Source organism: Streptomyces luteolifulvus (assembly GCF_008806595.1).
Classification (GTDB): domain Bacteria; phylum Actinomycetota; class Actinomycetes; order Streptomycetales; family Streptomycetaceae; genus Streptomyces; species Streptomyces luteolifulvus.
This window is the reverse complement of record NZ_VZRB01000008.1, coordinates 49,562-71,890: the sequence shown is the minus strand read 5'-3', so window position 1 is coordinate 71,890 and position 22,329 is coordinate 49,562. Positions and strand designations below refer to the sequence as shown.

Annotated in this window: 17 protein-coding genes; 10 read left to right on the top strand and 7 right to left on the bottom strand. The window is 72.7% G+C overall.

Going from position 1 to position 22,329, the window contains the following annotated elements; translation table 11 throughout:
- Positions 1-7: 7 nt before the first annotated feature.
- Both F7R91_RS13955 and F7R91_RS13950 read left to right on the top strand, forming a co-directional pair.
- The gene (locus F7R91_RS13955) at positions 8-2,179 is read left to right on the top strand and encodes a bifunctional serine/threonine-protein kinase/ABC transporter substrate-binding protein (RefSeq protein WP_150948193.1); all 2,172 of its coding nucleotides are present in this window, start codon (positions 8-10) and stop codon (positions 2,177-2,179) included.
- A gap of 139 nt (positions 2,180-2,318) precedes the next feature.
- Positions 2,319-2,822: an Lrp/AsnC family transcriptional regulator gene (locus F7R91_RS13950; protein ID WP_150948189.1), complete on the top strand. Its 504-nt coding sequence runs from the start codon at positions 2,319-2,321 to the stop codon at positions 2,820-2,822.
- 115 nt (positions 2,823-2,937) lie between these two features.
- On the opposite strand, the gene hisC is transcribed toward F7R91_RS13950, so the two are convergent.
- The gene (gene hisC, locus F7R91_RS13945) at positions 2,938-3,984 is read right to left on the bottom strand and encodes a histidinol-phosphate transaminase (RefSeq protein WP_150948186.1); all 1,047 of its coding nucleotides are present in this window, start codon (positions 3,982-3,984) and stop codon (positions 2,938-2,940) included.
- 346 nt (positions 3,985-4,330) lie between these two features.
- Here hisC and F7R91_RS13940 point away from each other — a divergent pair, with 346 nt between their 5' ends.
- On the top strand, positions 4,331-4,984 hold the full coding sequence (locus F7R91_RS13940) for a hypothetical protein (RefSeq protein ID WP_150948183.1): 654 nt from the start codon (positions 4,331-4,333) through the stop codon (positions 4,982-4,984).
- 56 nt (positions 4,985-5,040) lie between these two features.
- On the opposite strand, the gene F7R91_RS13935 is transcribed toward F7R91_RS13940, so the two are convergent.
- Positions 5,041-6,939 (bottom strand): ABC transporter ATP-binding protein, encoded by a 1,899-nt coding sequence (locus F7R91_RS13935; RefSeq protein WP_150948803.1) that lies wholly within the window; start codon positions 6,937-6,939, stop codon positions 5,041-5,043.
- 207 nt (positions 6,940-7,146) lie between these two features.
- Between F7R91_RS13935 and F7R91_RS13930 the strand changes: the two genes are divergently transcribed.
- The 4 genes from F7R91_RS13930 to F7R91_RS13915 all read left to right on the top strand — a co-directional run bounded on the left by F7R91_RS13930 (position 7,147) and on the right by F7R91_RS13915 (position 12,751).
- Positions 7,147-8,103 carry a lysylphosphatidylglycerol synthase transmembrane domain-containing protein gene (locus F7R91_RS13930; RefSeq protein ID WP_225320642.1) on the top strand — a complete coding sequence of 319 codons (957 nt, stop codon included), beginning with the start codon at positions 7,147-7,149 and terminating at the stop codon, positions 8,101-8,103.
- A gap of 46 nt (positions 8,104-8,149) precedes the next feature.
- Positions 8,150-8,914, top strand: a complete 765-nt coding sequence (locus F7R91_RS13925) for a crotonase/enoyl-CoA hydratase family protein (protein WP_150948177.1) — start codon at positions 8,150-8,152, stop codon at positions 8,912-8,914.
- A gap of 375 nt (positions 8,915-9,289) precedes the next feature.
- Positions 9,290-10,387: a mechanosensitive ion channel family protein gene (locus F7R91_RS13920; protein WP_150948174.1), complete on the top strand. Its 1,098-nt coding sequence runs from the start codon at positions 9,290-9,292 to the stop codon at positions 10,385-10,387.
- A 147-nt stretch (positions 10,388-10,534) separates the two neighbouring features.
- Positions 10,535-12,751 carry an NADP-dependent isocitrate dehydrogenase gene (locus F7R91_RS13915; RefSeq protein WP_150948171.1) on the top strand — a complete coding sequence of 739 codons (2,217 nt, stop codon included), beginning with the start codon at positions 10,535-10,537 and terminating at the stop codon, positions 12,749-12,751.
- 86 nt (positions 12,752-12,837) lie between these two features.
- Here F7R91_RS13915 and F7R91_RS42000 read toward each other — a convergent pair whose 3' ends face one another.
- Positions 12,838-12,996, bottom strand: a complete 159-nt coding sequence (locus tag F7R91_RS42000) for a hypothetical protein (protein WP_191971477.1) — start codon at positions 12,994-12,996, stop codon at positions 12,838-12,840.
- Between the two features lie 24 nt (positions 12,997-13,020).
- Here F7R91_RS42000 and F7R91_RS13910 point away from each other — a divergent pair, with 24 nt between their 5' ends.
- Positions 13,021-13,818: an N-formylglutamate amidohydrolase gene (locus F7R91_RS13910; protein ID WP_150948168.1), complete on the top strand. Its 798-nt coding sequence runs from the start codon at positions 13,021-13,023 to the stop codon at positions 13,816-13,818.
- A gap of 39 nt (positions 13,819-13,857) precedes the next feature.
- Here the strand turns inward: F7R91_RS13910 and F7R91_RS13905 are convergent, their stop codons facing one another.
- Genes F7R91_RS13905 through F7R91_RS13895 form a run of 3 tightly spaced genes read right to left on the bottom strand, consistent with a single transcriptional unit; the run spans position 13,858 to position 16,432 of the window.
- Entirely contained in the window at positions 13,858-14,358 is a 501-nt protein-coding gene (locus tag F7R91_RS13905; protein ID WP_225320641.1) for a hypothetical protein, read from the bottom strand.
- Positions 14,359-14,369: 11 nt separating this feature from the next.
- Positions 14,370-15,005, bottom strand: a complete 636-nt coding sequence (locus tag F7R91_RS13900) for an RNA polymerase sigma factor (protein WP_150948163.1) — start codon at positions 15,003-15,005, stop codon at positions 14,370-14,372.
- Complete coding sequence (locus F7R91_RS13895; protein WP_150948161.1) at positions 15,002-16,432, bottom strand: S8/S53 family peptidase; 1,431 nt, start codon at positions 16,430-16,432, stop codon at positions 15,002-15,004. Before F7R91_RS13895 ends, F7R91_RS13900 begins: the two co-directional genes overlap by 4 nt.
- Positions 16,433-16,581: 149 nt before the next feature.
- Between F7R91_RS13895 and F7R91_RS13890 the strand changes: the two genes are divergently transcribed.
- Entirely contained in the window at positions 16,582-19,149 is a 2,568-nt protein-coding gene (locus tag F7R91_RS13890; protein WP_191971496.1) for a CHAT domain-containing protein, read from the top strand.
- Positions 19,150-19,232: 83 nt separating this feature from the next.
- Here the strand turns inward: F7R91_RS13890 and F7R91_RS13885 are convergent, their stop codons facing one another.
- Entirely contained in the window at positions 19,233-21,044 is a 1,812-nt protein-coding gene (locus F7R91_RS13885; protein ID WP_191971476.1) for a LuxR family transcriptional regulator AbsR2, read from the bottom strand.
- 71 nt (positions 21,045-21,115) lie between these two features.
- Between F7R91_RS13885 and absR1 the strand changes: the two genes are divergently transcribed.
- Positions 21,116-22,201 (top strand): beta-glucuronidase AbsR1, encoded by a 1,086-nt coding sequence (gene absR1, locus F7R91_RS13880; RefSeq protein ID WP_150948157.1) that lies wholly within the window; start codon positions 21,116-21,118, stop codon positions 22,199-22,201.
- The last annotated feature ends 128 nt before the right edge of the window (positions 22,202-22,329 follow it).

The following is a 22,329-nucleotide window of genomic DNA, read 5'->3' as shown; positions in this document are numbered from 1 at the left end:
GGCGCTGATGGAGCCGTTGCGCGGCGCCGACCCGGCGAGGATCGCGGGCTACCGGCTGCTGCGCCGGCTGGGCGCGGGCGGTATGGGTGTGGTGTACCTGGCGCGCTCCGGCGGGGGTTCGCTCGCCGCGGTGAAGGTCATCCGCGGCGCGTACGCGCACGACGCGGGCTTCCGGGCCCGCTTCCGCCGTGAGGTGGAGACCGCGGGCCGGGTCGTCAGCCCGTGGGTGGTGCCGCTGCTCGACGCGGACCCGGACGCGGAGTCGCCGTGGCTCGCCACGGCGTTCGTGCCGGGACCCTCGCTGGCGGAGGCGGTGGAGGAGTGCGGGCCGCTGCCGCAGGACTCGGTACGGTTCCTGGGCGGCCGGCTCGCCGAGGCGCTGGCCGCGGTGCACGGGGCGGGTCTGGTGCACCGGGACGTCAAGCCCGGCAATGTGCTGCTCGCGGTCGACGGACCCCGGATGATCGACTTCGGTATCGCCCGGATGCCGGAGGACACCGCGCTCACCGCCAGCGGGATGGTGGTCGGCTCCCCCGGCTTCCTCTCCCCCGAGCAGGCCCAGGGGCGGGGCAGGGAGATCGGGCCGGCCAGCGACGTCTTCTCGCTCGGATGTCTGCTGGCCTACGCAGTGACGGGCGAACGCCCCTTCGGCCGGGGCTCCGCGGCGGACGCGCTGGTGCGTACGGTCCACGACGAGCCGGACCTGGACGGCGTACCGGAGACACTGCTGCCGCTGCTGCGGGCCTGCCTGGCGAAGGATCCCGGCTCCCGTCCCACGGTGACCGAGGTGCGGGAGTCCCTGCAAGGCGACGGCGACGGCGAGGGCGGGGGGCGGCTGCCGGAGACGCTGACCGGCCTGATCGCGCGCCGCTCGACCGCCGTCCTCGCCCTGCCGGACGTCGAGGCGACCGAGGTGTCCGGTGCTCCGGCCGAGGCGGACACGGTGCACAGCGCGGAGGAACCGCCGCAGGACTCCACTCGGCGCCGCTTCCTGGTGCTGGGCTCGGCCGCCGGGGTCCTGGCGGCGGGCGGATCGGCCGCCTGGTGGACGTCGCAACGCCCCGGCCGTACCCCCGCGCAGGGAGGCGGAACGCGGCTGCCGCGGCTGGTCGTCGCCGTGCACGCCGATCTGACGGGAGACCGGAAGACGGCGGGCCGTGCCCAGGAGAACGGCGTCCGGCTCGCCGTCGAGCACGTCAACTCCCGCACGGGGCGCGGCTTCGAGCTGGCGCTCCAGGTGCACGACGACGCGGGCAGCCCGGCCCGGGCGGTGCGGATCGCGCGGAAGCTCGACGCCGACGACCGGGTCCGCGCGGTGATCGGGCCGACCACCGACGCCTGTGCGCGGGCCGTCCGCGCCGCGTACCAGCGGGCGCTGCTCCCGATGGTGTCCGTGTCCGTCGGACTCGACGACGTGTCCCCGCACCAGCACCGGGTGTACGCGGCCACCCGTCCGTCCGACACCGGCCTGGCGGCGCCGGTCGTCGCCCACCTCGTCCGCACCGCAAGGGCGCGCAGGACGGTGCTGATCGACGACGCGGCCGAGGGCGACTTCAGCTGGACGTTCTGCGCGGGCGTCGACGAGGCCGTGCGCTCGCCGCAGCGCACCACTGTCCGGCGCAGGCTCGCCGCCGAGGACGACTCGGCCGACGTATTCCGCGCCCTCGCCGAGTCGGTGACCGGCTGGGACGCGGACGCGGTGGTGTTCGCCGGAGGGTACGCGCGCGCGGCGCAGCTGGCCCGCGCGCTGCGCTCCGCCGGTTACTCCGGTGCGCGGCTGGCCACCCAGCGCGCCCTCGACCCCCGTTTCCTCGGCTCGGCGGGCGAGGCCGCCGAAGGCTGGGTGTTCGCGGCCACCTTTCTGGATCCGACCGGGGTGACGGCCGCGAAGTCCTTCGTCACCGCCTACCGGCAACGCTTCGACGCCTCCCCTCCCTGGTACTCCGCCGAGGCCTACGACGCGACGCTCTTCGTCGCCCGTGCCATGACGGCGCTGGGCGCGTCCCGTGCCGAACGGGGCGCGATCGTGGGCCGGTTGCGGGAGACCGACTACCAGGGGATCACCAAGCGGCTGCGCTACAACACCTCGAGCTACGTCTACGCGGACGCGATGTACTTGTTCCGGGCGTCCGGCGGGCGCTTCCACTGTCTCGGCGAGTACCGGGAGGCCACCGCGTGAGCAAGTCTTCACGGACAGGGAGAGCGCTCGGTGTCTCTGGACACTTGACAGGAGAATGGTCACCACTGCGGAATATGTGTTCCGTACTTCGGCCGAACCGGCGATGAACTGCCGGATCCAGGGTTCTGGGAGTGCAAAAGTGTCCGAGGAATTCCCCTCGCCGGTCGCGGCAGCCGGTCGAACTGCCGCCGCCGCGCTGGACGACATCGACCGGCAGATCCTGGCCCGGCTCCTGAAGGACGGACGGATCTCGGTCCGGGCGCTCGCCGAGCAGGTGCACATCTCGCGCGCCAACGCGTACACGCGCATCGGACGGCTGGTGGCCGAGGAGGTGATCACCGGTTTCACGGCTCAGCTGAACCCGCAGCGGGCCGGCTTCGGCACCAGCGCGTACGTGACCCTGTCGATCGACCAGAACGCATGGCGGGACATCTCACGCGAGCTGCGCGAGATCCCCTACGTCGAGCATGTCGCCCTCGTCACGGGCGACTTCGACGTCCTGGCGCTGGTCAGGACGCCCGACAACCAGCTGCTGCGCCAGGTCGTGCTGGAGAGCGTCCAGGCTATCGAGGGAGTGCGTTCCACCCGTACCTGGCTGGTCTTCGACGAGGTGCGCGGGCGTGGCGCCGCCTGGACCGCCTGAGCGAAGCCGCCGGGACCGTACCGCCCGGAACCGCCCGGCGACGAAGGAGGCGCCCGCGGCCGGGAGGTCCGCGCCGGCCGAGGAGCCGCTCACAGGGGCTGGGGGCGCACGGCCGTCAGCCGCTCCACGCCGCGGCGAGCGCGAGGAACGCGTCGTTCTCCTCGGGCAGGCCGATCGTCACCCGGACCCCCTCGCCGGGGAACGGGCGGACCACGACCTTCCCGTCGAGACAGTGCCGGGCGAAGCGCGCGCTGTCGTCCCCGAGCGGCAGCCACACGAAGTTGGCCTGCGATCCCGGGACTTCGAAGCCCAGCTCGCGCAGTGTCGCGGTCACCCGTTCCCGTTCGGCCACCGTGAGCGCTGCCCGTCGGGCCACCTCCGCCTGCTCGCCGAGGGCGACGACGGCGGCCTCCTGGGCGAGGGCGCTGACGCTGAACGGCACCTGGGTCTTGCGCACAGCGGCGGCGATCTCCGCCTGCGCCACGCAGTAGCCGACGCGCAGTCCCGCCAGGCCGTACGCCTTGGAGAAGGTCCGCAGCACCACGACGTTCGGCCGGTCGCCGAGCAGGCCGAGGGCGTCGGGGACCAGTGCCGGGTCGGCGTACTCCCGGTAGGCCTCGTCCACGACGAGCAGCACGTTCTCCGGCACGCGGTCGGCGAAGTCGAGCAGCGCCCGCTCGCCGACCACGGTGGAGGTGGGGTTGTTGGGGTTGCAGACGAAGACCAGCCGGGTCCGGTCGGTGATCGCCGCCGCCATGGCGTCGAGGTCCAGCCCATGGTCGCGCAGGGGGACCTTGACCGCCGTACCGCCCGCGACCGCCGTGAGGATCGGGTACGCCTCGAAGGACCGCCACCCGAAGACGGCCTCGTCGCCGGGGCCGACGACGGCGTGCAGCAGCTGGCCGCAGACCTCGGAGGACCCGGCGCCCACCGCGATCCGCTCCGGATCGACCCCGTGGTGGCCCGCGATGGCCCGCACCAGCGAGCCGGCGCCCATGTCGGGGTACCGCGACACCCCGCCGGCCAGCTCCGCGAGCCGTCCGGCGACGCCCGGGAGCAGCCCGTACGGGGACTCATTGCTGGCCAGGGCGGCCGCACCGGGCAGCTTGCGGCCCGGGACGTAGGCGGGCAGCTCCTCCAGGGACGAACGGACACGCACCATGCTCGACTCGCTTCCGCGGCGGCGGAGCCCGGGGACGTGCCTCCGGGCACTTGACAGGGAAATCGTGAAGAGCGGACGACAAACGCTCAACCGTTCGGAGAATTCGGCGACGGATCGTCGAGATGCGGCACGGTCGGCGGCAGATCGTCTCCCTACTGGCGAGTCCGCACCCCTTCCGCGAGACGGACTGCGCAACGGCCGACAGACATCCCTCACGTCCGATGATCACAAAACGGCCACATCCCATTTCCCTATCCCGGGATTCCCGGCCACTGCACGAAGACTGCTTTTCGGCCCATCGCCGAGGCGAGGCACCCCGCCTCGCCCGCCTTGATCGAGGGAGATCATGTCCAGGACGCTCATCGCACAGGCCTCTTTCACGTCGCTGGTGGCGGCGGTCGCGCTGCTGGCGGCCGGCTGTGCGGGAACGGCAGACGGTGCGGAGGCCGGCGGCTGCCGGGACGACGGCGGCCGGTCGGCGCGGGAGCGGGCGCAGTGGCTGCGCCCCGCCGTGTCGTTCGACGAGGCCGCGTCCGGTGAGGAGGCCGCCGTCGAGATCGGCCCGCGGGGCACGGGCGACGGCGGGCCGCAGTGCGATCCGGTCGCCGTGCAGGTCCAGTTCTGGCGGCTGACCGCCACGCCGTCGGGCACCGAACTGAATTCCGCCCTGCGCGTACGGCTGGGCAGCGAGGGAGGCGAAGGGCGGACCGTGGGGCTCCCACCCGGTCTTTCCGCCAAGGAACGCGGCGCCTGCACCGGCGTCCTCATGGCGGTGTACACCGGCCCGCCCCTCACCGGCGGCGAACTGCCGGACGGCGGCACCGGCCACGTGGACGGCATCGCAACGCCGAAGGTGAAGTTCCGGACCGACCGCATCGCCGCGTACCGGCTGATTCCGCCCTCGGACCCGGAGCGGTGCGACACGGACACGGTGGCCGGGGGCAACGCCACGACCACCCCCTCCGCCACCTCGAACCCTTGGGACCCGGACCATCCGTGAGTGCCGGTTCGGGAGCGTTGCCCGGCCCCTTGACGGGCCGGGGTCACCTCTGCCGGCTACGCCACCGCCTCGATCTCCGTCACTTCGCCCTCCTCCCCGTCCCGTTGCTCGAACTGTGTGCGGTACAGCTCCGCGTAGCGGCCGTCCGCGGCGAGCAGTTGTTCGTGGGTGCCGCGTTCCGCGATGCGGCCGGCCTCCACGACCAGGATCTGGTCGGCCGTCCGCACCGTGGACAGCCGATGGGCGATGACGACCGCGGTCCTGCCATCCAGGGCTTCGGTGAGTGCCTCCTGGACCGCCGCCTCCGAGGTGTTGTCCAGGTGGGCGGTGGCCTCGTCGAGGATGACGACACGCTGACGGGCCAGCAGCAGCCGGGCGATGGTCATCCGCTGGCGCTCGCCTCCGGAGAGCCGGTAGCCGCGCTCGCCGACCACCGTGTCCAGGCCGTCGGGCAGGGACCGTACGAGATCGTCGAGGCGGGAGCGTCGCAGGGCGTCCCACAGCTCGTCCTCGGTGGCGGTGGGGCTCGCCAGGAGGAGATTGGCGCGCACCGAGTCGTGGAAGAGGTGGCCGTCCTGGGTGACCATGCCGAGGGTGCCGCGCAGCGAGTCGGCGGTCAGGTCGCGGACGTCGACGCCGCCCACGCGGACCGCGCCCCCGTCGACGTCGTACAGCCGCGGCAGGAGCTGGGCGATGGTCGACTTGCCCGCGCCGGAGGAGCCGACGAGCGCGACCGTCTGCCCGGGTTCGGCGCGGAAGGACACCCCGTGCAGGACCTCGGAGCCGCCCCGGGTGTCGAGGGAGGCGACCTCCTCCAGGGAGGCCAGGGAGACCTTGTCGGCGGACGGGTAGGCGAAGCGGACGTTCTCGAACTCGACGGCGACCGGGCCGCCTGGAACCGTCCTCGCGTCCGGCCGCTCCTCGATGAGCGGCCGGAGGTCGAGCACCTCGAAGACCCGCTCGAAGCTGACGAGCGCGCTCATCACCTCGACGCGCGCGCCGGCCAGCGCGGTGAGCGGCGCGTACATACGGGTCAGGAGCAGCGCCAGCGCGACCACGGCGCCCGGCTCCAGGGTGCCGCGCAGGGCGAACCAGCCGCCGAGGCCGTAGACGAGCGCGAGAGCGAGCGCGGAGACGAGGGTCAGGGAGGTGATGAACGCCGACTGGGCCGTCGCGGTGCGGATGCCGATGTCCCGGACGCGGCGGGCGCGCGCCGCGAACTCCTCGGACTCCTGCTCGGGCCGGCCGAAAAGCTTGACCAGGGTGGCGCCGGGTGCGGAGAAGCGCTCGGTCATGCGGGTGCCCATCGCCGCGTTCAGCGCCGCCGCCTCCCGCTGCATCCCGGCCATCCGGCTGCCCATGCGCCGGGCCGGCACCACGAACACCGGGAGCAGCACCAGCGCCAGCAGGGTGATCTGCCACGACAGGGTGATCATCACGGCAAGGGTGAGGACCAGGGTGACCAGGTTGCTGACCACTCCGGACAGGGTGTTGCTGAACGCGCGCTGGGCGCCGATGACGTCGTTGTTGAGACGGGAGACGAGCGCTCCCGTACGAGTGCGTGTGAAGAACGCGACCGGCATGCGCTGCACATGATCGAACACAGCCGTCCGCAGATCCAGGATGAGACCCTCCCCGAGCGTCGCCGACAGCCGCCTGGCGAGGATGCCGAGAGCCGCCTCCGCGACCGCGATGAGCGCGATGAGCAGGGCGAGACGCACGACCGTGCCTTCGTCGCCGCCCGACACGATCGCGTCCACGACACGGCCGGCCAGTACCGGGGTGGCGACGGCGAGCAGTGCGGTCACCACCCCGAGCAGGACGAACTGTGCGATACGGGTGCGATGCGGGCGGGCGAACGCCGCGATGCGGCGCAGCGTCGCGCGGGCAAAGGGGCGGCGTTCCTGCTCCGCGTTCATGACGCTGTGCAACTGGGTCCAGGCCGTGGTCTCCATGCTCATGGGAGAGAACGTAGAACCTCAAGCCTCGTTGAGGTCAACAGCATGATGGAAACCGGCTCCCGCCCTACGTCCCCCTCCCCCGTGTCCGTCTCCTCCCCCGTGTCCGTCTCCTCTCGCGCGAAGGACCCGATGAGCGTCCGTAATCCCCCGTCCCCGCTTCAGCAACCCGCCGTTGGCGCAGTGCGGAGAACCTCTCCGGATGTGACAGCGGTACACCCTCCCCGCCGACGGAAAGTCCCCGTCCGCCACATCCTGTGCCTGCTCCCGCTCCTGCTCGTCGCCGTCGTCGCGGTGCAGCACCGGTCGGTGCTCGCCGAAGGCTTCGGCCACCTGCGGTCGGCCGAGTGGCCATGGCTGCTGGCCGCGGCCGGCGCGACCTGTCTGACCTGGGTCGCGGCGGCGGTCACCCGGCAGGGTGCCGTCGTGGACCGGCTGCCCCTGCGGCGGCTGCTGGCCACGCAGTTCGCGGCGGGCTCGGCCAACCATCTGCTGCCGACCGGGCTGGGCGCGAGCGCGGTCAATCTTCGGTTCATGGCGGTGTGCGGAGTGCCGCTCGCCCGTTCCTCCGCCGCGCTCGCGCTGTATCTGCTCGCGGAGAGTGTGGCCCGGCTCGGCCTGCTGGCGGTGCTGCTCATCGCCTTCCCCCATGCCCTGCGCATCGGGACCCTCCTGCCCGAAGGAGCACTCGGTCCGCTGCTGCTGGTCATCGGCGGGGTCGCGGTGGTGGCGGCGGGCGCGCTCCTGCTCGTACGGCGGCTGCGCACGGCCGTGTTCTCGTTCCTGCGCACCGCGCTCTGCGAGGCACGCTCGGTGCACACGCGTCCGGCGCGGGCGCTCGCCCTGTGGGGCGGTTCGCTGGCGTTCCCCGCGCTGCAGGCCGCCGGACTGGTCCTGGTGGGGCTCGCACTGAGCCTGCCGATTCCGCCCGCGCACATGGCGCTCGCGTATCTGGCGGCGACCGTCGCCGTCGCTCTCGTGCCCACGCCGGGCGGTCTCGGCTCGGTCGAGGCTGCGCTGATCGTAGCGCTGGTGGCGGCGGGCGGTCCGGCCGCCCTCGCCACGGCGGTGGTTCTCGCCTATCGGATCATCACGGTCTGGCTGCCGCTGCTGCCAGGGGCGTTGACGCTCGGCGCCCTGGTCCGGCTGAAGGTCATCTGACGACGCGGTAGCGTGCCGACCGGTCGAGTCGAGGAGGTTCTTCATCGTGCCGGTCCGGATCGAGCGTCAGGGATACGTCACCACCGTCGTCCTCTCCCGGCCCGCCGCCCGCAACGCGGTGGACGGGCCGACGGCCGCCGAGCTGGCCGCCGCCTTCCGCGAGTTCGAGGCCGACGAGGAGGCCCGGGTGGCGGTGCTGTGGGGTGAGGGCGGCACATTCTGCGCGGGCGCGGACCTCAAGGCGATCGGCACCGAGCGCGGCAACCGGGTCGAGGAGGACGGCGACGGCCCGATGGGCCCGACCCGGCTGCGTCTGTCCAAGCCGGTGATCGCCGCGGTCGCGGGGCACGCGGTGGCGGGCGGCCTGGAGCTGGCTCTGTGGTGCGACCTGCGCGTCGCCCAGGAGGACGCCGTCTTCGGGGTGTTCTGCCGCCGCTGGGGCGTCCCGCTCATCGACGGCGGTACGGTACGGCTGCCCCGGCTGATCGGCGCGAGCCGTGCGATGGACCTGATCCTGACGGGACGGCCGGTGCCGGCCCGGGAGGCGCTGGAGATGGGCCTCGCCAACCGGGTCGTCCCCACGGGTACCGCCCGCACCGCGGCCGAGGAACTGGCCGCCACGATCGCCCGCTTCCCGCAGTCCTGTCTGCGCAGCGACCGGGCCTCCGCCCTGGACCAGGAGGGCCTGGACGAGCCGACGGCAATGCGGAACGAGCTCCGCCACGGCCTGGGCGTGCTGCCGGAAAGCCTCGACGGCGCCGCACGGTTCACCGCCGGTGAGGGGCGGCACGGGTCCTTCGGGGAAGCGTGAACGCCGGGGCGGATCCAGCACCGCCGCCCCGTCTCACGACAACCGGGCCCCCGCCCACAGCGAACCGCGTCGTTCCGTCCTGGATCAGGAGGGCCTGGGCGCCTGGCCGATCAGAACCACCCGGTCGACTCGTGACAACCGGGGCCCGTGGTGGCGGAGTTGGGGGTTGCCGTGTCCTAAAGGCGTTGTGGGGGTGCCGGGCCCGGTACGAACCCCCGTATCGGATACGGCAGGATGAGCGGTCGCGCCTGGCCCACGGCCGTGCGGCCGGCGTGAGACGCACTCCCGTGAACGAGCAGGTGGCAACGTGACGAGACTTCACATCCGGCCGTCGGCGAAGGCCTTCGCCGCAGTTCTTCTCCCCGGAGGTGCCCGGTGAAGCGAGCGCTCACAGTGGACGACCTGGTCATCGCCGGAATCGCGGTGGCCGCCGGCCTGCTGGCGGCAGTCCTGCTGCGGATGCTGCTGCGCTGGCTGGGCAAGCACGCCGACCGCACTCGCTGGAGCGGCGACGACATGATCGTGGACGCCCTGCGCACCGTGGTGCCGTGGGCGGCGTTCGTCGGCGGCGCGGCCTCCGCGGGGGCGGCGCTGCCGCTGACGAAGACGGTCCAGAACCATGTCAACCAGGTCCTGACCGTTCTGCTGATCTTCGTCGTGACGATGACGGCGGCCCGGGTGATCGCCGAACTGGTGCGGACGGTCACCCAGTCCCGCTCCGGCGTCGCGGGCTCGGCCACGATCTTCGTCAACATCACCCGCGTGCTGGTCCTCGCCATCGGCTTCCTGGTGGTGCTGCAGACGCTGGGCGTCTCCATAGCCCCGCTGCTCACCGCCCTGGGCGTGGGCGGTCTCGCGGTCGCGCTGGCCCTGCAGGACACCCTCGCGAACCTGTTCGCGGGCATCCACATCCTCGCCTCCAAGACCGTCCAGCCGGGCGACTACATCCGGCTGAGCAGCGGCGAGGAGGGCTATGTCGAGGACATCAACTGGCGCCAGACGACGGTCCGCGCGCTCTCCAACAACCTGGTGGTCATCCCCAACGGGGAGCTCGCGAAGACGAACATGACCAACTTCATGCGTCCCGAGCAGCAGCTGACGATCCTGGTCCAGGTGGGCGTCGCCTACGACAGCGACCTGGAGCACGTGGAGCGCGTGACCACCGAGGTCGTCGCCGACGTGATGACCGAGATCACCGGGGCGGTACCGGAGCACGAGCCGGCCGTCCGCTTCCACACGTTCGGCGACTCCCGGATCGGTTTCACGGTCATCCTGGGCGTCGGCGAGTTCAGCGACCAGTACCGGATCAAGCACGAGTTCATCAAGCGCCTGCACAGGCGCTACCGCGAGGAGGGCATCCGTATCCCGGCCCCCACCCGGACCGTCGCGCTCCAGCAGGGCTCGGTCGCCATTCCGCAGCAGCGCGGCCCGGAGACCGAGCCGGACGAGGTGCCCGCCGCCCGGCGGGACTGACCGGAGGATTCCGGCCACCGGAACGGGGCGATCATTCACCGGATGATCGCCCTTTTCGGGCTCGGGGTCCGGGCCCCCGTCGAGCCCGGGCCGGTCACGAGATATCTTGATGTCGAGCAATGTTGCAGACGTGGAGCGGAGCACCCGGTGACTGACTCGACCATCATCTATACGCACACTGACGAGGCCCCGGCCCTGGCGACGTATTCCTTCCTGCCGGTGGTCCAGGCGTACGCCTCGCAGGCGGGTGTCTCCGTGGAGACCCGCGACATCTCGCTGGCCGGACGCATCATCGCGGTGTTCCCGGAGTACCTCACCGAGGACCAGCGGATCCCGGACGCCCTCCACGAGCTGGGCGAACTGGCCAAGACGCCCACGGCCAACATCATCAAGCTGCCGAACGTCTCGGCGTCGATCCCGCAGCTCAGGGCCGCAATCGCCGAGCTCCAGGGCAAGGGCTACGCGCTGCCGGACTACCCGGACGACCCGAAGAGCGACGAGGAGCGCGACATCCGCGCCCGCTACGACAAGATCAAGGGCTCCGCGGTCAACCCGGTCCTGCGCGAGGGCAACTCCGACCGTCGCGCCCCCGCGTCGGTCAAGAACTACGCCAAGACCCATCCGCACCGCATGGGCGCCTGGTCCTCCGAGTCCAAGACGAACGTGGCGACCATGGACGGCGACGACTTCCGCTCCACCGAGAAGTCCGCGGTGATCGCCGAGGACGGTGCCCTGCGTATCGAGCTGAAGGGCGACGACGGCTCCACCGCCGTGCTGCGCGAGTCCGTACCCGTCCTCGCGGGCGAGGTCGTCGACGCCTCCGTGATGCGTGTCGCCGCACTGCGTGAGTTCCTGACCGCGCAGGTCGCCCGCGCCAAGGCCGAGGGCGTGCTGTTCTCCGTACATCTCAAGGCCACGATGATGAAGGTGTCCGACCCGATCGTCTTCGGTCATGTGGTGCGCGCCTTCTTCCCGAAGACGTTCGCGGCGTACGGCGAGACGTTCGCCGCGGCCGGCCTGACCCCGAACGACGGTCTGGGCGGCATCCTCAAGGGCATCGAGTCGCTGCCCGAGGCCGCCGACATCAAGGCCTCCTTCGACGCCGAGCTCGCCGAGGGCCCGGCGCTGGCCATGGTCGACTCCGACAAGGGCATCACCAACCTGCACGTGCCGTCCGACGTGATCGTCGACGCCTCGATGCCTGCCATGATCCGCACCTCCGGCCATATGTGGGGCCCGGACGGCCAGGAGGCCGACACCCTCGCCGTGCTGCCGGACTCCAGCTACTCCGGCGTCTACCAGGCCGTGATCGAGGACTGCCGCGCCCACGGCGCCTACGACCCGTCGACGATGGGCTCGGTCGCGAACGTCGGCCTCATGGCGCAGAAGGCCGAGGAGTACGGCAGCCACGACAAGACCTTCGAGATCCAGACCACCGGCACGGTCCGTCTCGTCGACCAGGCCGGCAACGTCGTCCTGGAGCAGACCGTCTCCGCCGGCGACATCTTCCGCGCCTGCCAGGCCAAGGACGCCCCGATCAAGGACTGGGTGAAGCTGGCCGTCACCCGTGCCCGCGCCACCGGCGACCCGGCGGTGTTCTGGCTGGACGAGACCCGCGCGCACGACGCCAACCTCATCGCCAAGGTCAAGCAGTACCTGACGGAGCACGACACCGAGGGCCTGGACCTCCGCATCCTGTCCCCCGTCGAGGCGACCAAGCTGTCCGTGGAGCGCATCCGCCGCGGCGAGAACACCATCTCCGTCACCGGCAACGTGCTGCGTGACTACCTGACCGACCTGTTCCCGATCCTGGAGCTGGGCACCAGCGCCAAGATGCTGTCGGTCGTCCCGCTGATGGCGGGCGGCGGCCTGTTCGAGACGGGCGCCGGCGGCTCCGCGCCGAAGCACGTCCAGCAGCTGGTCAAGGAGGACTACCTGCGCTGGGACTCGCTGGGCGAGTTCTTCGCGCTCGTGCCCTCCCTGGAGCAGTACGCCAAGACCACCGGCAACGCCCGCGCCCAGGTCCTCGCCGACACGCTCGACCGCGCCACGGCGACCTTCCTCAACGAGGACAAGTCCCCGACCCGTCGCGTCGGCGGCATCGACAACCGCGGCAGCCACTTCTACCTGTCCCTGTACTGGGCGCAGGAGCTGGCGGCGCAGACCGACGACGCGGACCTGGCGAAGGCCTTCGCCCCGCTCGCCGAGACGCTCTCGGCCAACGAGCAGAAGATCGTCGACGAGCTGATCGCCGTCCAGGGCAAGCCGGCCGAGATCGGCGGCTACTACCAGCCCGACCCGGCCAAGGCCGCCGCCGTCATGCGCCCGTCGGCCACCTGGAACGAGGTGCTGGCGTCCCTGTGACGCGAGGGTCCTCGTGACCCGCTCCTGAGTCCGCCCCGGCCTGGCGACTGCCCGGCCGGGGCGGAGCCGTACCGCCCCGAGGTCCCTCACCGGTCCCGGGTCGCGATCAGCTCCTCACCGTCCGCGTCCTCGAAGCCGTACGCCCTGATCCGGGCGGCCACCGAGGTTCCGGCCTTCAGACGGCCTTCGAGGACCCCGGTGATCGCCGGGCCGGCGGGCCGCTCGGTCCTGATGCACCGCACCACCGACAACGCCCCGGGAGCAGCCTCATGGCCCCTGCCGCACCGTCCTTCGAGCTTCTGCCCGGTGCCGAGGCCTCACCGGTGATCCTGCATGTGCCGCACTCCGCACGCGACATTCCACCGGCCGTACGGGCGGGCATCGTCCTGGACGAGGAGGCGCTGGAGCGGGAGCTCGACCACATCACCGACGCGCACACCGCCCGGCTCGCCGAGACGGCCGCGCTGCTGTCCGCGCTCACGCCCTGGCGGTTCGTCAACCGGCTCTCCCGGCTGGTGGTCGACCCGGAGCGCTTCCCGGACGAACGGGAGGAGATGGTCTCCGTGGGCATGGGCGCCGTATACACACGGACCACGCACAGGGCCGTTCTGCGGCCCGACGGCAGCGATCCCGAGCCGCTGCTCGACCGGTACTTCCGGCCGTACGCGCAGGCGATGACGGACGCGGTGGCCGGCCGGCTGGCCGCCACGGGGCGCGCCGTCATCGTCGACGTGCACTCCTATCCGACCGCCCGGCTCCCCTACGAGCTGCACGGCGAGGGTCCCCGGCCGCCGGTCTGCCTGGGCACCGACGCCCTCCACACCCCGCCCCCGCTGCGGGCGGCGGCGCGCGAGGCGTTCGCCGGGTGCGGGGAGGTGGGGCTCGACAGTCCGTTCAGCGGCACCTACGTCCCGCTCGCGTTCCACGGGACCGAGCCACGGGTGGGCGCCCTGATGGTGGAGATCCGCCGGGACACCTACATGACCGAGCCGGGCGGCCCCGCCGGTCCCGGCCTCGACCGTCTCGCGTCCGCGCTGGCGGCACTGGTCGACGCCGTGACCGGGTGACCCCCGGCTCAGGCAGGTGTGGCGGCACCGGCCGCGGGCTCAGGCCCGCAGCCACTCGGTGACCACCACCTCCCCGGCGGTCCGCAGCCGCAGGGCGAACGGGCCGGCGGGGCTCACGTCGGACGTGAAGCGCCCCATGTCGTCGGCCACGAGCGGCAGAGCCGCCTGCGGCCCGCTGAGCACCTCGATGCTCGCCGACTGCGGGGGCAGCACCTGCCCCAGCAGTCCCTGCGCGCTCACCTCCACGTCCACGGTCACGTCGCCCGAGTGGAAGGTCAGCATCCGCGGCACGCTCGTCGCCCCCCTGACCGGGATGGCGTCCACCACGGAGTCGAACGTCAACTCGGCGATACGGGCGTCGAGATCGTGCAGTGCGAAGGCCTCCACGGCGATCTGCCGCAGCTCGGCCGGCACCGGGTCCAGGATGGCGGCCGCCCGGCGCAGCTCCTCCTCCAGCGGGCCGGTGTCGAAATCCATGTCGTCGAAGAAGCTTTCGCCGACGTCGTCATTCACCGCGCTCACATCGGTCAGGTCACTCATGTCGTCGTTCATCATGCTCCCCGTGCGTCGAGTCGGGCCCGAAGGCGGCGCAGACAGCGCTGGCGCAGCGGCCCGATGCTGCCGACGGCGATGCCCAGTGCGGCGGACACCTCCTGGTAGCTGGGCGGCGGCGAGGCCATCAGGACGCGCAGCAACTGCCTGCAGCGGTCGCCGAGTTCGCCGAACTCCTGCCATACGCGGCGGATCCGCTCGGTCTCGGCGGCGGCCTCCTCGGAGTCGATGAGGAACTCCTCGGGCGTTCGGTCCTCGCTGACCCGGTCGAGCACCTGGGGATCGTCCGTGAGTGTCAGCCGCCTTAAGCTCTTGATCAGCTTCAGGCACTCGTGGCGCGCGGTGCTCGCCAGCCACGACCCCGTCTTCTCCGGTTCCCGGATGCGCCCCAGGTGCTGGGCGAAGCGGAACCACACGGTCTGGTACACCTCGTGCGCGTCGGCGTCCGAGAGGCGGTGCGCGCGCACCACCGACCACACCAGTGGGCTCAGCCCTTCCACCAACGCCTTCCAGGCCGCCGCGTCACCGTCGACGGCGGACTGGACGAGCGCGCCGACATCTGCACGGTCCACGGCCCCACCCCTCGTGTACGGCAAGTCATCGTACGCCGCGGAGGGGGCTGCTTTGACCGTCATGCTCCGGAAGCCAGCTGCACGACCGGCGCAGGGCGCCACGTGGGGGGCACAAGCGCCGGAACGTGCGCCCCGCGTACTTCCGCGAACTCGGTGTTCGCCGCCAATAGTTGCCGACGGGCGACACGCGGGTCCGCCTCCTTGTGCGCCGTCATGTGACTGGCGATCAGGCCCGCTGCCACGGGGGTGGCGAACGAGGTCCCGCTCCAGTGTGCGAACCCCTCGAACATGACCTGATCCGCCTTGGCCGTGGCGCCCTGCTCGCTCAGCACACCGGTGTGCCGGGGCGCCTGGCAGGTGCACACGTAGGTGAAGCCGTAGCGGCAGGCCTCGTACGTGGAGTGCTGGTACACGTACGGGACGGGCGCGTCGAAGCCGGTGAAGGAGCTGGTGAGGCGCTCGCCGGGGGCGTAGACCTTGACCCAGGAGCCGTGGTTGCTGAAGCAGGCGCCGAACTCGCCGTCGGCGCGCAGCGCGCCGACCGACAGCACGACGTCCTCGTACTCGGGCAGGGAGGCGTAGGCGGCGGGCCAGAAGGGGGTGGCGCTGCCGTTGTTGCCGGCGGCCGCGACCAGGAGTGTGCCTTGTTCGCGCAGCTCCTGCATGAAGGCGTCCACGCCGAGGAGGCCGTCGGTGCGGCCGTTGGAGGTGCCGGCGGACAGGCTGATGATGTCGGGCCAGCCGTTCTCGTCGACGGCCTCGAAGAGCTTGGCGCCGAAGTCGGACTCCAGGATGGCGCCGGCGTCGTTCAGGGTGCCCCGCACCGTCAGGTCCGTGTTGGGCGCGACGGCCGCGACCAGCCCGGCGATGAACGTGCCGTGGCCGACGTACTGCTGGAGGATGCCCTGGTCGTCGGTCTCCTTGACCTGGGCGTCGCCCTGGGTGTGCGCGAGCAGCGGGTAGGAGCGGTAGTCGTGCATGAGCCCGGTGTCGATGACGAGGACACCGACGGCGGTGTCGGCGTCGTGGACCCCCTCGGCCGCGGCCGGGTTCGGCCGCTGGGTCAGCGGGGCGGGCACGGGCTCGTCGCCGGGACAGGCGTTGACTGCGATCGACACCACGTGGTTGCGGCTGACCAGCCGGCGCCCGGCCCGCCCCTCCGCCTCCCGCAGCGCGCGCAGAGCGCCGGCGACGGCACGGTCACCGCGCCGGTCGCCGTGTCCGGGGTCGCCGACCTGGATACGGGTGATGCCCGTCCGGTTGGTCTCCGGACCGGCCCGGCGCACGTGGTCCGCGACCAGTCCGGTGGCGGCGGTGAAGTGCGTGCGCACGGTGTCCTCGACGACGCGGGCCTCCTCGCCGTCGCGGGCGAGGACGACGCCCTTCTCGTACATGAACTCGGAGGAATCGTCCGGCCCCATCGCCAGGGGGACGTCGGGCATGGAGCGTTGGATCTGGTCGAACTGCTCGTGGAATCGCTGAGGTGCCATGGCGTGTCCTCCCACTGAGGCGGCGGTTCGTCAATCAGAGCTGTCCGACCGTAGATTGATACAGCGCCAAACCAGTGTGGGCCGCCTTCGGGGCCACTACCATCCTTGGAGTGACAGCGGGAAGCGACTCGGTTCTCGAACTGCTGCCGATGGTGTTCGCCGACCCGGGCGAGGCTCTGGCGAGGGCGGAAAGGGTGCTCGGCGCCGATGCCTCACCGCTGCACGCCTCCGTCGCCCACCAGGTGATCGGCATCTGGCAGCGGGACTTCGGCGATCTGCGGCTCGCGCTGACCCATCTGCGGCGGGCCCGCGACCTCGCGGCCCGCTCCGAGTCGGCCGACCGGGAGGCGGACGTCCTCGGCACGCTCGGCGTGGCGCTGGTCCACGCGGGCCGCACCCGGCAGGGGCTCACCGCCTTCCAGCGGGGTGTCGCCCGCGGCAGCGGCCACACACGCGCGCGTGTCCTGTACCGGCGGGCGTACGTCTGGTGGGTGCTCGGCCACCATCGCGAGGCGCTGGAGGACGTACGCCGGGCCATCCCGGTGCTGCGGCAGGCCGACGACGTGATCTGGACGGCGCGGGCGCTGACGCTGCGCGCGACCGTGCATCTGGCGCTCGGCTCCGTGGAGCGGGCCGACGCCGACTTCTCCGCGGCCGAGGCACTGTGGGGCACGACCGGCCAGGAGCACGACAAGGCCGACGCGGTGGAGAGCCGGGGACTCGCCGCGTTCCGGTCGGGCGACGTCCCCGTGGCACTGCGGCTGCTCGACGAGGCCGAGGAGCGGTACGCCAAGCTCGGTACACCGACGTTCATGCTCAACATCCGGCGCTGCGAGGTCCTGATGGCCGCCGGGCTGGCCCCCGAGGCGCTGGCCGAGGCGGATGCCGCGATCGGCGTGCTCGACGGCATCGGCGGGCAGTCCACCCGCAAGGCGGAGCTGCTGCTCGCCGCCGCCCGGGCCGCCCGGCTGGCCGGTGATCCGCACACCGCGATCGCCCGCGCGGCCCTGGCCGTACGGCTGTTCGCGGGACAGCGGCGCACCTGGTGGGAGACGCACGCCCGGCTGGTGCTGATCGAGGCGCGGCTCGCGGCCGGGCGGGGTTCGGGGCGGCTCGTCGCCGACGCGGCCGCGGTGGCCGACCGGCTGGCCGCGTTCGGTGCTCCGGCCGCGCCCCAGGCGTCACTGCTCGCGGGCCGGATCGCGCTGGGCCTCGGCTGGACGGCGGACGCGGAGCGGCATCTGGCCGTCGCCGCCCGCAGCCGGCACAGCGGGCCGCCGCTCGCGCGGATGACCGGCTGGGCCGCGCAGGCGCTCAGGGCCCGGGCCGCGGGATCGGGGCGAGGGGTGCTGGAGGCCTGCCGACGGGGCCTGGACGTGCTCGACGACCACCGGATGACGCTGGGCGCCTCGGAGTTGCGCGCCCGCGCCACCGAGCAGGGCGCGGAACTCGCGGCCATGGCCCAGCGGGCCAGCCTGGACTCCGGAGGCCCGCGGCGGCTGCTGGTGTGGAGCGAGCGCTGGCGTGCCACGGCGCTGTCCGCACCGCCGACCCGGCCGCCGGCCGATCCGGCGCTGCTCAGCGGTCTCACGGCCTTCCGGGAGATCGCCGCCCGAGCGGAGGCCGCCCGTATGGACGGCCATCCGATCCTGGCCCTGGAGCGTGAACAGCGGCGTCTGGAGCGGGAGATCCGCTCCCGCACCCTGCACATCCGCGGCGAGTCTCCCGGCGACGGACACCGGTTCGACCCGGGCCGGCTGCTGGAACGGCTGGGCGACGACATACGGCTGGTGGAGCTGGCCGTGCTCGACGGGCGGGTGCAGGTGCTGCTCTGCGGGGAGGGGCGGGTACGGCGGTTCGAGGCCGGGCTGCTCGCCGACGCGGAGCGGGAGGCCGAGCATGTGCAGGCCGGGCTGCGGCGGCTGGCGCACCCGGGGGCGGACGCCAGACTGCCGGTGGTGGAGGCGGCCGGCCGGCGCCTGGAGAAACTGCTGCTCGGGCCCGCCGCGGCCCAGTTGGGCAGCGGGCCGGTCGTGGTGGTGCCGCCGGGGCGGCTGCACCGGGTGCCGTGGGCGCTGCTGCCGTCGCTGCGCGAGCGGGTGCTCAGCGTGTCGCCGTCGGCGAGCAGCTGGCTGCGCGCACGGGAGACGGAGCCGCCGCCGGGCGGCCGCCCGGTGCTGGTGCGCGGCCCCGGTCTGGCGACCGGCGGTGCCGAAGTGCCCGAACTGGCCGGACGGTACGGCGATGCCGTCGTGCTGGAGGAGAACGACGCGCGCGTGCCACGGGTGCTGGAGGACCTCGACGGCGCCGCGCTCGCGCACATCGCGGCCCACGGCACCTTCCGCGCGGACAGCCCCCTGTTCTCCGCGCTGCGGATGGCCGACGGTCCGCTCATCGTCCACGACTTCGAACGCCTGGACCGCAGCCCGTACCGGATCATTCTGTCCTGCTGCGACACCGCCCGGTTCGCGTCGGTCGGCGCCGACGAGCTGCTCGGTGTGGTCACCGCGCTGCTGCCGCTGGGCACGGCGGGCGTGGTGGCCTGCACGGCGCCCGTCAACGACGCCGCGGTGGTACCGCTGATGCTCGCCCTGCACAAGGGCCTCAGCTCCGACCTGTCCCTGGCCGAGGCCCTGCGCGACGCACGAGCCGCCCTGCCGGGCGACGCCCTGCACCAGGCGACGGGCTGGGCGTTCTCGGCGTTCGGGGCGGCTTGACGGGCTGGTGGCTTCGGGGGTCGGCGGGCTGGACGAGTAGTTCCACGACCACCTGCAACCCCCCGAACGCCCGAGTCACCAGCTCACGCCGACTCCGCGGCAGGCAGGTCGACCAGCCAGGGCAGGGACGCTCGGTCGCCGGCGCCCAGGCGGGCGTAGGCGCTGTACAGATGGTTGCCGACCGTGCGGATGGAGAGGGTGAGCCGTTCCGCGATCTGGCGGTTGCTCAGGCCCGCGGCGGCGAGGGTGACGATCTGGCGCTGCCGGGCGGTGAGTTCGCCGAGGACGAGGCCTGCGAGGGCCGGGGTCCGGGCGCCCTGGCAGCGCCCGGCCAGGGCGACGGCGCGGGTGCGGGCGGTGCGGGCCGCGCGCGGGTCGCGGTGCGCACGGACGGCCTGCGCATGCGCCTCGGCGGCGAACAGCAGGAAGCCGCGCCGCTCCAGGGCTTCCCCCGCCCGGTCGAGGGCGGGCCCGTCGCCGCGGGCGAGCGCGTCGGCGTGCGCGGCGAACACACCGGACAGCCGGCCGGCGGCCCGCTCGGGGGCACCGAGGCGTACGGCGTCGTAGGGAGCGTCGTCGACAGCCGCGAGGGCCGCGTCGGTGTCGCCGCGGGCCGCCGCGAGCCAGGTGTCGGCCTGGCCGTCGGCGGTCTCGCACCCGCTCATCACCTCGCCCGACTGTGCGGCGGCGAGCACGAGTTCGGCGCGGCAGGACGGATCGTCGGCGGCGCCCCGCAGGCCCTCCCTGGCCCAGGCCGCAGCCTCCCGCAGTTCCCCCCGCAGCCGGGAGAACCGAGCGCGCAGCGCCGCGTACCCCGCGGGCACCGGCGCGCCCTCTTCCACCAGCCACTCCCCCACGGGCGTCGGCATCGAGCGGACGTCCGACGACTCGATCTGCCGGATCAGGGCGGCCGCCTCCACCTCCAGGGCGGGCCAGCACTGGTCCGGGGTGCGGGCCAGCCGCCTGAGGCGCAGCCGCCCCGCCGCGGCCCGCAGTGCCGGGCCGTGCAGGGGGTGGGCGAGGCGGACGGTGCCGTAGTCGTCGACGTGGACGAGGCCGTCGGCCTCCAGCTGTTCCAGGCTGCGCAGATCGAGGTCGTCGAGGTCCAGCGGCAGGGGTTCGGCGAAGGCCAGGCGTTCGAGGGTCTCGCGCTCTTCGGCGCGGGCCCGGTCGAGGACCGCCGCGGCGCGCTCCCGCACTGTCGCGCTCAGCGGTACCGGGCCCCGCCACGCCCATTGGTCCGAATCCGGGACGGGAGCGAGCAGTTCGCCCTCGCGCACCGCGCCCACCAGGTCGCGCAGCAGGCGCAGGTCGCCCTGGCACAGGCGGTACAACCGGTTGAAGGTGAGCGGTTCGGGGCCCGAGGCCAGCAACTGTGCCATCTCCTCGCGGGGCAACGGCTCCAGGACGAGGCGGGGCAGCAGCTCCCCGGTCCACAGCCGGAAGACCGCGCCGGGCACCGGGACGCCGTCCGTGGCGGCGACGAGCAACCGGGTGCGTCCGTGCACGGCCAGCTGGTGGACGAGGGCCGCCGAGGCGTCGTCGAGCAGATGGGCGTCGTCGACCAGCAGCAGCCGGGTGCCGGACAGCAGTTGGACCGCGCGGTGCAGCGACACCGTCTCGGGCAGCAGATGGGCGAACGCGGCGAACGGGATCTGCCGGGTCTCGGGGGTCCCGGCCACCTTGGCGCAGTCGGCGCCGCGGACCGCCTGGGTGATCAGCCGGGTCTTGCCGCAGCCGGCCGGGCCGGTCACCACGATGCCGGGTCGGCCTGCCGTCACGGACCGGCGGACCAGTTCGAGTTCGCTCTCCCGCCCGGTGAAGGGCCAGGGCAGTTCCAGGGTCTTCGCGTCCCGTTCGAAAGTCGTCACGACAACGAGAGTCCGGATACTCATCCCTGATACAGGGTGACTTGAGTAGCCCCCGACTCACGCGCCCGACCGCGGTCACCGGCAGGCTGTGCGCCATGACCGCTCGCTACTGCTCGCTCGCCCAGCGATCGGCCCCCGTCTTCGCACCGGGGCTGACCGCCGAGCGGCTCAGTGCGCTCATCGGGGGACGCCCGATGTGGGTCAACGGCACCGTTGTGCACTACTGCTTCTTCGACGGCGACACCGACGCGTCCGTCATTCCCGTTCCGGGAACCGGGCAGTCCCGGCGGGTGTCGTGGGTCGGCGCCAAGGAGCAGCGGGACGTGGTGCGTGAGTGCTTCAAGGAGTGGCAGGACCTCGGCATCGGACTGTCGTTCGCCGAGGTCGACGACCGCTCCGAGGCCGAACTGCGCATCGGGTTCCAGCTCGGCGACGGCTCCTGGTCGACCGTGGGCAAGGACGCGCTCCAGGTCGGCCTGAACGAACGCACCATGAACTTCGGGTGGGACCTGACCGCGCCGGGGGAACGCGCGACGGCCCTGCACGAGATCGGGCACGCTCTCGGCATGCTGCACGAGCACCAGAGCCCGTTCGCCGGCATCCACTGGGACGACGAGGCCGTCTACGCCGATCTGGCGGGCCCGCCGAACTTCTGGAGCCGGGACAGGACGTACGTCAACATATTGCGCAAGCTCGACCCGGACGAGGTCAACGGCTCCCTCTGGGACTCGCAGTCGATCATGGAGTACCCCTTCTCGGCGGGGCTGATCCTGGAACCGGAGCAGTACCGCGGCGGCCTGAACCCGCCCGGCACACTCTCCCCCGCCGACAAGGAGTTCGTCCTGCGCTGGTACCCGCCGGCCGGCCCGGCACGGCCGCCCGCGCTGGTGCCCTTCCGCTCGGCGCCGATCGGCCTGGGCCCGGGCGAGCAGGCCGACTTCACCGTCGAGCCGCCGGAGACCCGCGAGTACACCGTGGGCACCTTCGGCGAGAGCGATGCCGTCGTGGTGGTCTTCGAGGAACGGGACGGGGAGCCGCGCTACCTCGTCGGCCAGGACGACGGAGGAACCCCGCGCAACGCCACCATCAGGGCCCGCCTCGTCAAGGGCCGCCGCTACTTCGTCCGTGTGCGCCTGTACTCCAGCTGGGGTTCGGGGGAGACCGCGGTCATGTGCTGGTGACAGCACAGCCCGCCTCCGCACGGACGGCTCGGACCACAGTCCGGCACCGGGGGAGCGGTCGCGGACGTCACCTTCGGGGGAGGGGTGCGGCCCCCCCACACCCCCCGTCTGGCCCGCCAGCCCCGTGG

Bases quoted from the DNA above. Each gene is read 5' to 3' on its own strand.
- F7R91_RS13935 (WP_150948803.1), bottom strand. From the start codon at position 6,939: ATGGAGACCACGGCCTGGACCCAGTTGCACAGCGTCATGAACGCGGAG.
- F7R91_RS13955 (WP_150948193.1), top strand. From the start codon at position 8: ATGGAGCCGTTGCGCGGCGCCGACCCGGCGAGGATCGCGGGCTACCGG.
- absR1 (WP_150948157.1), top strand. From the start codon at position 21,116: ATGACCGCTCGCTACTGCTCGCTCGCCCAGCGATCGGCCCCCGTCTTC.
- F7R91_RS13890 (WP_191971496.1), top strand. From the start codon at position 16,582: ATGGTGTTCGCCGACCCGGGCGAGGCTCTGGCGAGGGCGGAAAGGGTG.
- hisC (WP_150948186.1), bottom strand. From the start codon at position 3,984: ATGGTGCGTGTCCGTTCGTCCCTGGAGGAGCTGCCCGCCTACGTCCCG.
- F7R91_RS13885 (WP_191971476.1), bottom strand. From the start codon at position 21,044: ATGAGTATCCGGACTCTCGTTGTCGTGACGACTTTCGAACGGGACGCG.
- F7R91_RS13900 (WP_150948163.1), bottom strand. From the start codon at position 15,005: ATGACGGTCAAAGCAGCCCCCTCCGCGGCGTACGATGACTTGCCGTAC.
- F7R91_RS13940 (WP_150948183.1), top strand. From the start codon at position 4,331: ATGTCCAGGACGCTCATCGCACAGGCCTCTTTCACGTCGCTGGTGGCG.
- F7R91_RS13895 (WP_150948161.1), bottom strand. From the start codon at position 16,432: ATGGCACCTCAGCGATTCCACGAGCAGTTCGACCAGATCCAACGCTCC.
- F7R91_RS13910 (WP_150948168.1), top strand. From the start codon at position 13,021: ATGGCCCCTGCCGCACCGTCCTTCGAGCTTCTGCCCGGTGCCGAGGCC.
- F7R91_RS13905 (WP_225320641.1), bottom strand. From the start codon at position 14,358: ATGAGTGACCTGACCGATGTGAGCGCGGTGAATGACGACGTCGGCGAA.